Origin of the sequence: Paraburkholderia sp. EG304 (assembly GCF_046543485.1) — a bacterium.
Taxonomy (GTDB): domain Bacteria; phylum Pseudomonadota; class Gammaproteobacteria; order Burkholderiales; family Burkholderiaceae; genus Paraburkholderia; species Paraburkholderia youngii.
The window spans coordinates 1-14,097 of the sequence record NZ_JBKGUA010000066.1; the positions used below are offsets into that span (position 1 = coordinate 1).

The following is a 14,097-nucleotide window of genomic DNA, read 5'->3' on the forward strand; positions in this document are numbered from 1 at the left end:
CTTATCGGCTGTTAGTTTTTAAAGATCGATCCGCCCAACCCGCCGCGCCTGAACCACCACTACCCGGCACCGCTTCGTTTGCGTCGCTGCGTCTGCAGCAGAGAAACGAGATTATGGAGAGCGGTCGGCAACACGTCAAGCCCCTTCTGCGAATTTCTTTTGGGGACAGCACACGAGGATGCGGCCCCATAGATAAGAAAACGACAAGCCCCCTTGTGCAAGGATCAACGCGCCCCTATCTAGGTCGTGTCCCGCGCATGCACACGGACTCCGCACCCGCGCAGTCTCACGCATGCATGCGACAACAGCGACGATGATTTGATGTGCACCCATGAGCGCGAACTCCCAAGCTCGTATATAATGCGAGCCGCGCAAAATTTCGCATGTCCATCGGCCCGCTTCGAGCGGGCTCATCTTTTTTGCTCCCCAGAGCACAGCCCAACAACCGCGTTGAGTCACATCAGGTGATGCTGAGCCCTGCTCGAAACGCCTGACGGTAGCGTCTTGCGTCTCATAGCGAAGCCTCTAGAGGAAATTACGTGAACCCTTTTGATCGCGAAGATTCGCAACACGAAACCGCCGCCTTCACTGCCAAAGTTCCGTCCGGCCGTGCGGCCAAAGGCAAGGGCGCCAGCAAAGCGATCCCTGTGGCAGCCGAGCTGCCGCCGCAACAAGCCGAAGAACGCCAGCGCCTGATGCGCGCACTGATTCAGCTGGGTAAAGAGCAAGGCTATCTGACCCACGCGCAGATCAACGACCACCTGCCCGACAACTTCACCGCAACCGCCGCGATCGACAGCATCGTCAGCGCGTTCAGCGACATGGGCGTGCAAGTGTACGAGCAGGCGCCGGACGCAGAAACGCTGCTACTCAACTCGAACTCCCCCGCGGTGGTGTCGGACGACCAGGCGGACGAGGAAACCGAAGTCGCGCTGTCGACCGTCGACTCCGAATTCGGCCGCACCACCGACCCCGTGCGTATGTACATGCGCGAAATGGGCGCGACAGAGCTACTCACCCGCGCAGGCGAAATCGCGATCGCGAAGCGCATCGAAGACGGCCTGCACGAAATGGTCCAGGCGATCGCCGCATGCCCGCTCGCGATCTCCGCAATCCTCGCGAGCGCGCAGCAGGTTGCCGACGGCGAGCTGCGCATCGACGAACTCGTCGACGGTCTGAATGAAGAGACCGGCGCCGCGGAAGAAGTCGAGAGCGCCGATGCGGATGCCGACGAAGACAGCGTTGCCGACGAAGACAGCGACGACGAAGAAGAAGACGACGACGGCCCGGCCGATTCGTCGGCGGCGGACGAAGCTCGCCTGAAGCAGCTCACGAGCGACTGCCTCGAAATCTTCGCCCAGGTTGGCATACTGTTCGACCAGATGAACGCGTCGCACACGCGCGGCGACGTCACCTCGAAGGCCTATCTGCGCGCGCGCGAAGACATTCAGCAGCACCTCGCGAAGATCCGCTTCACCGCACGCACGATCGACCGTCTGTGCGGCGACGTGCAGCACCAGGTCGCGCAAGTGCGCGCGATCGAGCGCAACATTTTGCAGATCGTCGTCTCGAAGGCCGGCATGCCGCGCGAGAAGTTCATCGAGACGTTCGCGGGTAACGAGGCCGACCTCGGCTGGACCGAGCGTGCCGCGCGCACCGGCGCTTCGACGTACGGCGCGGCGCTCGAGCGTCATCTGCCGGCAATCCAGTCCGAACAGCAGAAGCTGATCGACATCGAAGCGACAGTGTCGCTGCCGCTCAAGCATCTGAAAGAGATCAACCGCAAGATGGTCGCGGCCGAATCGAAGATGCGCAAGGCCAAGAGCGAGATGATCGAGGCGAACCTGCGTCTCGTGATCTCGATCGCGAAGAAGTACGTGAACCGCGGCATGCTGTTCCTCGATCTGATCCAGGAAGGCAACATCGGTCTAATGAAGGCAGTGGACAAGTTCGAATACCGTCGTGGCTGGAAGTTTTCGACGTATGCGACGTGGTGGGTCCGTCAGGCCGTCACGCGTTCGCTCGCCGATCAGGCCCGCACGATCCGCGTGCCGGTGCACATGATCGAAACGATCAACAAGCTGAACCGCATTTCGCGCGAGATCCTGCAGCAGACCGGCCAGGAAGCGCATCCGGCGGTGCTCGCGGAACGCATGGAGTTGTCGGAAGAGAAGGTGCGCGGGATTCTGAAGATCGCGAAGCAACCGGTATCGCTCGAAACGCCGGTCGGCGACGACGGCGATGCGACGCTCGGCGACATGATCGAAGACGCAGCCGTGTCGTCGCCGGCGGATGCCGCGATGCAGGCCGACCTGCGTGCTGCAATCGACGACGCGCTCGACTCGCTGTCGCCGCGCGAAGCGAAGGTGCTGCGCATGCGCTACGGCATCAACACGAAGTCGGATCACACGCTCGAAGAAGTGGGCAAGCAGTTCGACGTGACGCGCGAGCGGATCCGTCAGATCGAGAGCAAGGCGATGCGCAAGCTCATGCATCCGAGCCGCGCGGACCGTCTGAAGTCGTTCCTCGACCGATAAGCGTTTGCCACGCTTGCCGTGCGCGCCGCACGGCAAGCCACGCACATCGTCACACACAAGCAGCGGGATGAACCGGTTGACGGTGAGTCCCGCTGTTTGTTTTTGTGCTGTACCTTCCCGGTAGCCTTACGCGCGCGAGTTCTCCGCTTCGCGTCTCCCCTGTTGTCCACAGATTTTGGGAACAAGCTTGTGGACAAGCTGAGCATGACTACGCTAAGTCATTGAGCGTACTGCGTTTCGCTCTCACGCCTTCGATGAGTCGCGTGTCCTATCGGTGACCGCACACCGTGCGAACCGCCGTCCAGGTTTGCGCACTCAACGCGAATCCGAACTCAAAAGGCGCCACCATGATCCAGCAGGTTCAGCATGCCCTCGCCGGTCAGCGGCGCAGCCACGGTGCTTTGCCCCAGCATGTGCGGATCGAGATAGCCGGAAACCTGCAGCGTGTCGGCGGCAAAGCGCATCAGCCGATGCAGTACGATCGGCGCACCGCAGCCCAGCGTGAACACGATGATCGCGAGGTTGCCGCACTGCAAGCCGAGCAGACGCGCGACGCTGACGTTGCTGCCGAAATGCAATTGCGAGCCGAGCGACGTATTGCCCATCACATGACGCGTCAGCGCGGCGACATAGAAGCCGCGGATCAGCATCGTGCCGATCGAGAACAGTGCATAAAACAAAAACAGCGATCCGAGCGCGGCCCGCCAGGGCGCCACACCCGCCCCCGACACGTGGCCGACATGCATCGATGCGAGCGCGCCCTTCAGAAACACCATGAACAGCACCGCAAAAAGAACGACCACGCCGACGAACGTAACGAGGAACAGACCGTAGACGACCCCCGCGCGCCCCTTGAAGCGAAACGCCAGGCTACCGAAGCTGCTCGCGTTGATGCGGCGCTCCGTCAGACGCATCGACGTCCACGGCATCATCTGGCCAAGCGTGACAACGCACAACAGCGCATACAGCAGCGCGTGCACTCCGTAGCCAAGCGCCGAGCCGGTCATGCCGCCGCGAACACCGCACCACTGCGTGCGGCTCAGCCGGTAGCGCTGCGCGCTGAAAAACGCGGCCGCCGCGAACACGACGATCAGCAGATAAAACGCGATGACAGGCAGCGAACCGAGCGCCCCGCTTTTCGTCAGCATGCGCAAGACCACACTCAGCGCCCCAGCCGCGAACGTCGCGCCCAACACGACCACGATCGCGACCAGAAAGCCCTTGAATAGCTCGCCCGCGGTGCCGGTGTACTCGAAGCGCTCGTCCTGAAACCGCATGTGCGACCAGACATAGCGGCGGTTGTTCGTGGTCGCCCAGAAGCGGTAAATGCCGAGCGTCACGATTTGCAGCAAAAGGCTTCTGAAAAAGATGCCGTAGAGGTCGCCGAGCGTGCCGTCGTAGATCAACAGCGGCCGCTTCTCGTCGAGTGAATTCATTGCGTTGCCCTCTTTTCTTCTTCATTTAACGTTTTTGTGGCCCGCTCACGCATGCTCGTGCGGCACTCATATGCGGCATGCGTGGGCGAACGCGACGGGCGACGGTGCTTTCCCGTGCGAAGGTCGGCTCGCGTGGCGCGAGCCCATGCAAAACCTGTCTCTCAGACACGCAGGGAATCACGCAAAACGGAAACCGACCGGCAAACACATAATTACACGGTTTCTTATCTTTATAAATGGCATTTCGCATATAAATCGGCCATTTTCATTACGAAATTTGGCAACGCGCGAATATATTCAATTCGCATAATTTCGAATTACCGCACGCAATAAAGATTTCATTGCGGCGATCATTTGACGGTCCGCTCGCGAGTGCGCACCGCCCGCCGTGGTAATCCTCCGGACGTGGCCGAAGCTTGCCACGGCCGACCTGAGGAAGCGGCTTACGCGGACGAAAACGATTGCGTATTCGCACTCAACGCAATTTCACAATTAATAAGGAATGCGGTGAATTCTGCTAAATCGCCACAATTTTTGGCATTGGAATAAAAAAACCCGGCTGCACATTAGATGCTAGCCGGGTAATTTCCGCATTGCGCGGATTGTATTGATGCATTGCGGGTTTTATTGCCCCTCGAAGTACAGCTCGAGCGCGCGCTTCATTCGATGCACGCCGGTTTCAATCTCATCCACACCCGGCGCGGCAAACGACAGACGCAGCGCCGCCCTATCGACCGAGTCCTTGTAGAACGCGACGCCCGGCACGAACATCACGTTCTGTTCAATGCACATGCGCAGATAGTCGGATGCATCGCGCGCCGCATTAAGACGCGCCCACACGAACATGCCGCCGGCCGGACGATGAAACGCGATGTGCTGTGCGAGATGAGTATCGAGCGCATCGCATAGCGCGCGGCATTTCACCGCATACGCATCGATGATGCGCGGCAGATGACGCTCCAACGCGCCGCTCGCGAGGTACTCGGCGGCGATCACCTGGGTCCACGGCGCGCTGCACAGATCGACCGTCTGCTTGGCGACCACGCAGCGCCGCACGATCTCCCCGTGCGCGACCATCCAGCCGACCCGCAAACCCGGCGCGACGATTTTCGACAGACTCGAAAAATGCACGACCCAGTCGCGCGAACCGGGCACCTGCTCGCTCAACGCGAAAAGCGAAGGCACGGCCGTGCCGCCAAAACGCAGATCACCGTACGGATCGTCTTCGACTATCACGAACCGATGACGCACCGCCAGTTTCAACAATGCGATTCGACGTTCGAGCGACAACGTCGCGCCAGTCGGATTCGCGAAGGTCGGCACCGTGTACAGCAGCTTGGGAGCGCGACGCAGCGTGCCCGATTCGAGCACTGCGGCGAGCTTCGCGACGTCGAGTCCGTGCTGATCCACGGGTACCGTGGCGACGTCGGCCTGTTGCAGCTTCAGCGCCTGCAACGTGGCCGGATACGCGGGCTGCTCGACGAGCACGACGTCGCCGGGCACCACCATCACCCGCAGCAGCAGATCGAAGCCTTGTTGCGAACCGGTCGTCACCAGCAGCTCTGTTGGCGTGCAGGGCGCGCCGCGCCGTGCCATCAGTTGCGCGAGCTGTTCCTTGAGGATAGCGATGCCATCGGTCGGGCCGTATTGCAGACACAGCGTCGGCTGATGCGAGGCGCGCGCGGCCGCGGCATCGAGTCCTTCACGGTCGAACAGATCGCTCGCCGGATAGCCGCCGGCAAACGAGATCATGCCGGGCTGCGCGAGGTATTTGAACAGCTCGCGGATCGGCGAGCCGCTCGGTGCTTCGAATACGGGATTGAACGAGAACATCATGACGGCCGCCTGCCTTTCGTGTGGTATCGATTCGGATGTCGAAGACGATCGGCGTCGATTGTGGCCATCGGCGGGATCTGCGGCAAACGATATCTATGCACTAGTTATTGCGTTTTCCGCATGACCCCCCATCGGGCCATACAAGGCGCTGGCTACACCACGTTCTTCTCGATGATCGGCCGGTTTTCAAGCACGCGCGCGAAGCTCAGTGAGCCGAGGTCGAGCGTCGTATAGCGGCCATGCAGAATCAATTCGCTGATGCCGCGTCCGGTTGCCGGGCCTTGCTGCAAACCGTGGCCGCTGAAGCCGTTCGCGAAGATGCAGTTATCGACATCCGGATGATGGCCAATGATCGCGTTCTGATCGAGCACGTTGTATTCGTAATAGCCGGACCAGCAGTTCTGCACGCGCAGCGCCTCGAATTGCGGCACGCGATTCGCGAGCGTCGGCCAGATCACGTCGTCGAATAGCGCGTGATCGACTTCGTCGAGCGGTAGATCGTCCGGGTCGTTATCGGCCGATGGCGACGTGCCGCAGATATACGAATTGCCTTCCGGCCGGAAGTACACGCCGCTCGGATCGATCAGCAGCGGACAGCGTTCGAGCCTCGCCGGCGACGTGACATTGAAGATACTGCGCCGCCGCGCATAGACGGGCAGGTCGATGCCGATCATTTGCGCGACTTTGCGCGACCACGCGCCGGCCGCGTTGACGACGACGTCGCAAGCATAGGTCTCGCCGTCCGCGGTTCGTACCTGCGTGACGCGGCTGCCGTCGCGATGCAGCGCGGTGACGTCGGCCGCAACATACCGCGCGCCGAGCGCCTGCGCTTTCTTGCGCAGCGCCTGCACGAGACCGTAGCCGTCGAACCAGCCCTCGCCGCTTTCGCCAAAAGCGCCGGCAACAAGATCGTCGGTATTGAGCCACGGGAAGCGCGTTTGCAAGCCGTGCGTGTCGAGCAGGCTGATGTCCGCGCCGAGGCTTTTTTGCAGCGCGTGATTCTCGCGCAGTGTCGCTTCACCGGCCGATGTCGCGAGGAACAGGTAGCCGCCTTCGTGCAGAGCGATCGACGGCCGCGTTCCGTCGACTTCGAGCCGCTCGCCGATCGAACGCAGAAACTCGATGCCGAACAGCGACATCTGAATGGAAAGCGGCGTAGAAAATTGCTGCCGGATCGACGCCGCCGACAAGGCCGACGACGAACGCGCATAGCTCGGATCGCGTTCGATCACTGTGACGCCGACCGTCGGATCGGACAGCCGCAAGAAATACGCAATCGAACTGCCGATTACCCCACCGCCGACGATCACGACTTTCGAACTCACGTCTTACCCCACGAGTAACGTGGCCGCTCCGGAACGCCGGGCGGCGCAAACGGATTGCTATCTGCAACGCGCGGCTGTGGCGCGCCTGACGGCGACGTCACGCATGCGCGCGTCAGTCGAGATTGAAGTCGATACCCTGCGCCAGCGGCAGCGCCGACGAGTAGTTCACGGTATTGGTCGCGCGACGCATATACGCCTTCCACGCATCCGAACCGGACTCGCGCCCGCCGCCCGTTTCCTTCTCGCCGCCAAACGCGCCGCCGATCTCCGCGCCGCTCGGTCCGATGTTGACGTTGGCGATGCCGCAGTCGCTGCCCGACGCGGACAGGAAGCGCTCCGCTTCGCGCAGGTCGCTCGTGAACACGCACGACGACAGACCATGATGCGCGGCATTGTTCGCCTCGACCGCATCGGCGAAATCGGCATAGCGAAGCACGTACAGAATCGGCGCGAAGGTTTCCTTCAGCACGACCGGCGTCTGCGACGGCATCTCGACGATGGCCGGACGCACGTAGTAGCCGCCCTCATAACCCTTCACTTCGACGCGCTCGCCGCCGAACACCTTACCGCCCTCGGCCTTCGCCTGCTGCAGCGCTTCCTGCATGCGATCGAACGATTGACGGTCGATCAGCGGCCCCATCAGCGTGCCCTTTTCGAGCGGATTGCCGATCGGCACGCGGCTATACAACTGCTTCAGACGCTCGACGGTCTTTTCGTACACGCTGTCGTGCACGAACAGACGCCGCAGCGTCGTGCAGCGCTGACCGGCCGTGCCGACCGCCGAGAACAGGATGCCGCGCATCGCGAGTTCATGGTCTGCCGTCTGCGCGACGATGCCCGCATTGTTGCCGCCGAGTTCGAGCAGCGAGCGGCCGAAGCGCTTAGCCACTTCGACGCCGACTTTGCGGCCCATTTCCGTGCTGCCCGTCGCGCTGACGATCGACGCGCGCGGATCGGCCACGAGCTTTTCGCCGACGTCGCGGCCGCCGATGATCAACGCCGCGAGGCCAGCCGGCGCATCGCCGAATTCCTTCAGCGCATCTTCGAGAATCTTGTTCACCGCGAGCGCCGACAGCGGCGTCTTTTCCGACGGCTTCCAGATCACCGCGTTGCCGCACACCAGCGCGAGCGCCGCATTCCACGACCACACCGCCACCGGGAAGTTAAACGCGGAGATCACGACGCAGGTGCCGAGCGGATGCCACGACTCCGCCATCCGGTGACCCGGGCGCTCGGACGCGATCGTCAAGCCGTACAACTGGCGCGACAGACCGACCGCGAAATCGCAGATGTCGATCATTTCCTGCACTTCGCCCATGCCTTCCTGCAGGATCTTGCCGGTCTCCAGCGAAACGAGGCTGCCGAGCGCGTGCTTCTGTTCGCGTAGCCGATTGCCGAGCAGCCGCACCAGCTCGCCGCGGCGCGGGGCCGGCACGTTGCGCCATACGGCGAACGCGTCTTTGGCCCGGGCGAGCGCAGCGTCGACCTCAGCCGCCGTCTGGCTGGCCACACGGCCGATGAGCTCGCCGGTGATTGGCGAATGAACCGCGATATCGCCGGCTCGCGCGGCGTGGGCAATGCCGAGATCGGCGAGGATGGTGGACGCGTCCATGTGAACCCCTTTAATTTCCGATGCGAAACAAGAGTAAGTTCGGAAACTATACACGCGGCTTTGTGTGGCGGCAAGGAGATGCCCGGAGAGTGAAACACCGGTTGACAAAAGGCGGCATTGTTTCCTGAAGGAAACTTCAGTCGGGACTCAGGCGGATGTGCCAAGCCCGCGCGTCGAGCGTCAAGCATCGGTCGCGCCGTCCCCTTCCGCCGCCGCCATCAACCGATCGACCAGCACACGCGCGAACGGCGGCAAGTCCTGCAGACTGCGCACGCAGATCTTCAGCTTACGCTCGGCCCACGGATCGTTCAGGCCGACGATCGCGATCTGCATCGTCTTCCTGTGGCGCAGCGCGACCGATTCCGGCACGATGCCGATTCCGACGCCCGCCTCGATCATCCGGCACGCGGCCTCGAAGTTGCCGACCTGGATGCGAAGCTTGAGACGCGCGCCGAGCGCATCGGCGGCGCTCGTGATGAACGCGTGGATTGCGCTCGACGTCGGCAGGCTGACGAAGTTCGCGTTCAGCACCTGCGAGAAATCGACCGACGCCTGCCTCGCGAACGGATGCTCGCACGACGTCACGAGCACGAGCCGATCGTCGCGATACGGCAGCATCTGCAGATGCTCGGCATGCACATTGCCCGCGACGATGCCGATATCGGTCGCACTGTCGGCGACGCCCTTGACGATCTCGCCGCTCAGCACCTCGCGCAGATCGATGTTCACGTCCGGGTGATCGCGCAGAAAACGGCTCAGCACGGCCGGCAGGAACTCGCTGATCGCGGTCGTGTTGGCCCAGATGCGCACGTGGCCCTTGATGCCATCGCCGTACTCCTGCATATCGCCGGCCAGATGCTCGACGCGTTCGAGCACGAGCCGCGCGTGATGCACGAAGGACTCGCCCGCGGGTGTCGGCGTCACGCCTTGGCTGGTTCGATAGAGCAGCTTGATGCCGAGCTGCTCCTCGAGATTCTTGACCCGGTTGCTGGCGGCCGGCGCCGACAGGTGCGAACGCTCCGCCGCACGCGCGAGGTTGCGCGTGTCGGCGATGTGCATGAGCAGGCGTAAATCGACGAAATCGAAGTGCATGATGAAAGCTGCTAGCGAAGCATGAGCAGGACAGACTTTCATCTTAACCAGGTGTGGTGAAAATTTAGCCGGGGAAAGATCCGAATCGACGGCCCCCCTTCATGCGCGTACGGCCTACGCCGACTCTTGCATCATCTCCGCTTGCGGTATCAGCTCGGCCTCGGGCGAGATCTCTTCGAGCGTCTGCTGGCTCGTTTCGATGCGCAGCGCGAGAATCGCGATGCTCAGCAGCAACAGCACGCCACCGACCATCGTCAGCACACCCGTCACGCCGAACTGCGTGTAGAGCAGCAGTGCGACATACGGTGTCGACATCGACGCCGCGCGGCCGCACGTGCCGGCCACGCCGGTGCCGCGCAAGCGATGCGCGGTCGGAAACAGCTCGGGGATATAGCCAAACAGGCCGAGCGTGCAGACCGTGTAGATCGTCGTGACAAGCGCAAAGCCGACGACCGCGATCGGCACCGGCGCACGCATTTGCACGTAGACGAAGCCGAGCACGATCGTTGCCAGCGAGAACAGCACGATGCCGTTGCGCCGCCCGAGGCGGTCCGTCACGAGATAACCGACCACCGCGCCGGCCGGCGCGCCGAACGACATCAGCAGCACGAAGCCGAGCGACTGCACGATGGTCAGGCCTTCCTTGACGAAGAACGTCGGCAGCCACGCGACGAAACCGTACAGCGACATGTTGATCGCCATGCAGGTCAGCGCGGCGACCAGCGTGCGGCCGATCATGCCGCGCGCGAACAGCGCCGAGAACGGCGCGGCCGGCACCTCGTGACTGACCACGCGCGCGACCGGCGGCAGCTTGCCGACGCGCGCCTCGACCTGGCGCTCGATCGCCGCGACGGTGGCCTCCGCCTCTTCGAGCCGGCCAACAGTTTCGAGCCAGCGCGGCGACTCCGGCATCCGATGCCGCAGAAACCACACGATCATCGCGCCGACACCCGCGATCGCGAACATGTAGCGCCAGCCGAGATGCGGAATCACCCAATAGCCGACCGCGGTCGCGCCGAGCAGACCGGAGTTGATGATCAGCGCGAGCAACGCGGTCCAGCGGCCGCGCGTGGCGGGTGGCACGAATTCGCACAGCGTGCCGGCGGCGACCACGAGTTCGGCGCCTAGGCCGATGCCCATAATGAAGCGCAGCAGGATCAGCCAGTAGATGTCCGGCGCGAAGCAGGCGGCGAGCGATGCGAGGCCGAAGATCGCGAGATTGGCCTGATACGAATAGCGTCGGCCGAAGCGGTCGCCGAGATAGCCCGACAGGCCCGCGCCGATCATCATGCCCATGAAGGTCGCGGAGATGAAGAAGGAGCCGAGGCGCAGATCGGTGAAGCCGGTTTTGACCATCGCCGCGAGCGCGCCGTTGGCGAGATAGATGTCGAAGGCGTCGAGGAAAGCGCCTGCGCCGATCAGGCCGAGGATGTTCCAGTGAAAGCGGCTGATCGGCAGGCGGTCGAGGCGTGCGCCGGAGTTGATGGGGGCTGGCAAATTGTGTCTCCTGTCTTTTTAGGCGGTGCACGGGCGAGAGGCTCGCGTGCGCGGAGCAGTTCTGCGAGGCTGCCTTCGTTGGATGCGGCGGCTCGGCGCAGAGCGCTGAACGGCCGTAGTTGGATCGCGCGGGCCGTTGGCTTCAAGAGTGCGACAGGCGACGTGGAGTGGGAATTGGGTTTTTTGGAGGTGAGTGTTCCGGTTTGATTAAGGGATGAAGAAGAAGCGATTTGCATACCTGAAAGGCTTCAGTGCATCAGAGTCTGGTACTTCATTTCCAGGAATAAATTCTTCCCAAAAATCGGACTACGGCCTACTCTGTCGGTGTACTGCCCCCGGATGTTGGCCGGCCGCACCCATTTGCAAAGCGGCTCGATATCGAGCTTCGGAGCCCGTCGCACCGAATGATTTGCATGTAGACGTGCATGCGGTTCAGGAGAATATGCGGGGCATTCAGGTAAATTCTCGGAGGCAGAATGGTTGATGACTGGTCCTGCACGATGCGGACGATCGTCGACGAAATCGCCGCAAGCGTCCCGATCATCGGACGCGATGAGAGGGGGCAGCTGTTTGTTTCCGCCTGCAACGACCAATTCATGCAAATGACGGGCGGCAAGCGCAACAGCATCAAATCGTTCCCCGCGTCATTCGACACGCTGATTTCCAATTACGCACGAACCGAATTCCGTCAGAAGCTCAGCGAATGCTTTGAATCCGGCGTCGCCCGCGAACTCGAGCAGGCTTATGACCTGAGAGACGGAACCCACTGGTGGCGCCTGTCGTTGAAACCGCTGCGGCACAACAGAGGCGCGAACTCGGTGATCGAAATCATGGTGACGGGTCTCGAGATCACCGCAAAGATGGAGTTGACACACGAGCTCGAAGTCAGCACGTCGCGTTTCCGCTCGGTGGTGGATGCCGCCTATGACGCGATCATTACGATCGACCAGCAGCACTGCATCACTCTGTTCAATCGCGCTGCGGAAAACCTTTTCGGCTATTCGGCCGACGAGATGGTGGGGCACCCCATCACGGAACTGCTGCCCGAGCGCTATCGCGCCAATCACTCCCAGTACGTCCATCAGTTCGCCCGCTCGCCGGTGCGCTCGCGGCAAATGGACGAGCGCAATCGCGTCTATGGCCTGCATCGAGACGGCTCGCTGCTGCCCGTCGAAATCGCGATTTCGAAGATCAACGTGGGCGGCCTGATCGAATTCACCGCCGTGATTCGCGACATCGCCGATCGTGTTCAATTGATGGACCTGCTGCAGAAGCAGGCCGTGACCGACGAGCTGACCGGCCTGCCCAACCGCAGGGAATTCGCGGACACGGTCGAGAACCTGCTGGGGTCGGACCGCAAGCTTTCGATCTTTCTCCTCGATATCGATTACTTCAAGAAGATCAACGACAGTTACGGACACGACATTGGCGACGAAGTGCTGCGCGTGATGGCCAAGGTCGTCATGAACGCCGATTGGCGCATCGGCGTGTTTGCCCGCTGGGGCGGCGAGGAGTTCGTCGCCGCGCTGCCGGGCCTCGATATCGAACAGGCGACGGGCGTGGCAGAAGACTTGCGCCAGACGATCGAGCAGCAGAACTTCGAACATCCGTGGCGGCTCGGCAAGCCGATTCCATTTACGGTCAGCATCGGCGTGACCGAGCGCCTGCCTGGTGAGGATGACGTCGGCGCCATCGTCAAGCGCGCGGACCTGGCGCTGTATCGCGCCAAGGACAGAGGGAGGAACCGCGTAGAGGTTGGTTAACGCAGGCCGTTTGAGTAGCGGCCGCTCGCTAGTGAGCGTTTGCCAATTCGACGACGAAGTCCAGAAAGGCACGCGTCTTCGCCGGAATGTGATGGCGTGACGGGTAGCAGGCGTACAGGGGATAGCGCTCGTCAGGCCAATCGGAAAAGAGATTGATCAGCCGCCCTTCGGCAATCAGTTGCTCGGCACCGAAAAGGAGCATCTGCGCGATACCGGAGCCAGCAAGGCACGCATTCAGTAGCGCGCCAGGATCGTTCACCGTCAATCGCCCGCGCGGTGCAATTACAGTGTGCTTGCGTTTGCGATGGAATTCCCAGGGGAACGGCTTGCCCGTCTCCGGATTACGAAATTCCAGGCATCGGTGACCTGGGCCTTCGAGATCTTCCGGCTTTGCCGGACGCCCACGTCGCGCGATGTACGACGGAGCGGCGACCGTGACCACGGCCGTCTCGAGCAGCTTGCGTGCGACGAGGGAAGATATCCTCGGCTCACCGAACCGCAACGCGAGATCAAAGCCCTCGAGAACCAGATCGCCGAGATGGTCGCGCGCAATGAACTCGATTTCGAGTTCAGGATGCGCGTCCATGAACTGGTCGAGGCGTTGCCCGAGTATCGCCCGGTAACACACCGGATCGAGGTTGACCCGCAACTTTCCTCGCACCGCCGATGCTCCGCCAGCCGCGGCCACGGCGGCTTCCTCCAGCCCTGCGAGGTGCGGCATGACCTGCTCGTAAAAGCGGCGGCCCTCGTCCGTCAGGGATATGGAACGTGTGGTCCGGTTGAAGAGCCGGATCTTCAATCTTTTTTCCAGCCTTGCAATCGCCCGGCTCACACCGGGCGGCGACATTCCAATCACTTCCGACGCAGCGGCGAACGTACCGGCGTCCACTACCGCCGCAAATACGCTAATGCCGCTCGAAAAATTTTCGATCCTCGATTTCATGGTCGCGCGAATCAAAACAGGTGATGAGCCGGCATTATCGCCGGTCCAAGCCCCGT

The 14,097-nt window shown here is 62.1% G+C and carries 9 protein-coding genes; 2 read left to right on the forward strand and 7 right to left on the reverse strand.

Features of this window, described 5'->3' with window-relative positions; genetic code table 11:
* The first annotated feature begins 539 nt into the window (after nucleotides 1-539).
* Nucleotides 540-2,537, forward strand: coding sequence for an RNA polymerase sigma factor RpoD (gene rpoD, locus ACLFKU_RS37785; RefSeq protein ID WP_368587436.1), 1,998 nt, complete (start codon nucleotides 540-542; stop codon nucleotides 2,535-2,537).
* A gap of 332 nt (nucleotides 2,538-2,869) precedes the next feature.
* On the opposite strand, the gene ACLFKU_RS37790 is transcribed toward rpoD, so the two are convergent.
* The 6 genes from ACLFKU_RS37790 to ACLFKU_RS37815 all read right to left on the reverse strand — a co-directional run bounded on the left by ACLFKU_RS37790 (nucleotide 2,870) and on the right by ACLFKU_RS37815 (nucleotide 11,335).
* Nucleotides 2,870-3,973, reverse strand: a complete 1,104-nt coding sequence (locus tag ACLFKU_RS37790) for a YjgN family protein (RefSeq protein WP_410852577.1) — start codon at nucleotides 3,971-3,973, stop codon at nucleotides 2,870-2,872.
* Between the two features lie 624 nt (nucleotides 3,974-4,597).
* Nucleotides 4,598-5,806: a PLP-dependent aminotransferase family protein gene (locus ACLFKU_RS37795; RefSeq protein WP_410852592.1), complete on the reverse strand. Its 1,209-nt coding sequence runs from the start codon at nucleotides 5,804-5,806 to the stop codon at nucleotides 4,598-4,600.
* A gap of 155 nt (nucleotides 5,807-5,961) precedes the next feature.
* Nucleotides 5,962-7,134, reverse strand: a complete 1,173-nt coding sequence (locus ACLFKU_RS37800; RefSeq protein WP_410852578.1) for an NAD(P)/FAD-dependent oxidoreductase — start codon at nucleotides 7,132-7,134, stop codon at nucleotides 5,962-5,964.
* Between the two features lie 112 nt (nucleotides 7,135-7,246).
* Complete coding sequence (locus ACLFKU_RS37805) at nucleotides 7,247-8,746, reverse strand: aldehyde dehydrogenase family protein (protein ID WP_410852579.1); 1,500 nt, start codon at nucleotides 8,744-8,746, stop codon at nucleotides 7,247-7,249.
* Nucleotides 8,747-8,926: 180 nt separating this feature from the next.
* Entirely contained in the window at nucleotides 8,927-9,838 is a 912-nt protein-coding gene (locus tag ACLFKU_RS37810) for a LysR family transcriptional regulator (protein ID WP_410852580.1), read from the reverse strand.
* A gap of 114 nt (nucleotides 9,839-9,952) precedes the next feature.
* A complete protein-coding gene (locus ACLFKU_RS37815; RefSeq protein ID WP_410852581.1) occupies nucleotides 9,953-11,335 on the reverse strand; it encodes an MFS transporter in 1,383 nt (460 codons plus the stop codon).
* A 476-nt stretch (nucleotides 11,336-11,811) separates the two neighbouring features.
* Here ACLFKU_RS37815 and ACLFKU_RS37820 point away from each other — a divergent pair, with 476 nt between their 5' ends.
* Entirely contained in the window at nucleotides 11,812-13,098 is a 1,287-nt protein-coding gene (locus ACLFKU_RS37820; RefSeq protein WP_410852582.1) for a diguanylate cyclase, read from the forward strand.
* A 28-nt stretch (nucleotides 13,099-13,126) separates the two neighbouring features.
* Here the strand turns inward: ACLFKU_RS37820 and ACLFKU_RS37825 are convergent, their stop codons facing one another.
* Entirely contained in the window at nucleotides 13,127-14,041 is a 915-nt protein-coding gene (locus ACLFKU_RS37825) for a LysR family transcriptional regulator (RefSeq protein ID WP_410852593.1), read from the reverse strand.
* Between the last annotated feature and the right edge of the window lie 56 nt (nucleotides 14,042-14,097).

What these genes read in the sequence shown, in the direction of transcription:
- ACLFKU_RS37790 (WP_410852577.1), bottom strand. Translation starts at nt 3,973, where the DNA reads ATGAATTCACTCGACGAGAAGCGGCCGCTGTTGATCTACGACGGCACG.
- ACLFKU_RS37795 (WP_410852592.1), bottom strand. Translation starts at nt 5,806, where the DNA reads ATGTTCTCGTTCAATCCCGTATTCGAAGCACCGAGCGGCTCGCCGATC.
- ACLFKU_RS37805 (WP_410852579.1), bottom strand. Translation starts at nt 8,746, where the DNA reads ATGGACGCGTCCACCATCCTCGCCGATCTCGGCATTGCCCACGCCGCG.
- ACLFKU_RS37810 (WP_410852580.1), bottom strand. Translation starts at nt 9,838, where the DNA reads ATGCACTTCGATTTCGTCGATTTACGCCTGCTCATGCACATCGCCGAC.
- ACLFKU_RS37820 (WP_410852582.1), top strand. Translation starts at nt 11,812, where the DNA reads ATGGTTGATGACTGGTCCTGCACGATGCGGACGATCGTCGACGAAATC.
- ACLFKU_RS37825 (WP_410852593.1), bottom strand. Translation starts at nt 14,041, where the DNA reads ATGAAATCGAGGATCGAAAATTTTTCGAGCGGCATTAGCGTATTTGCG.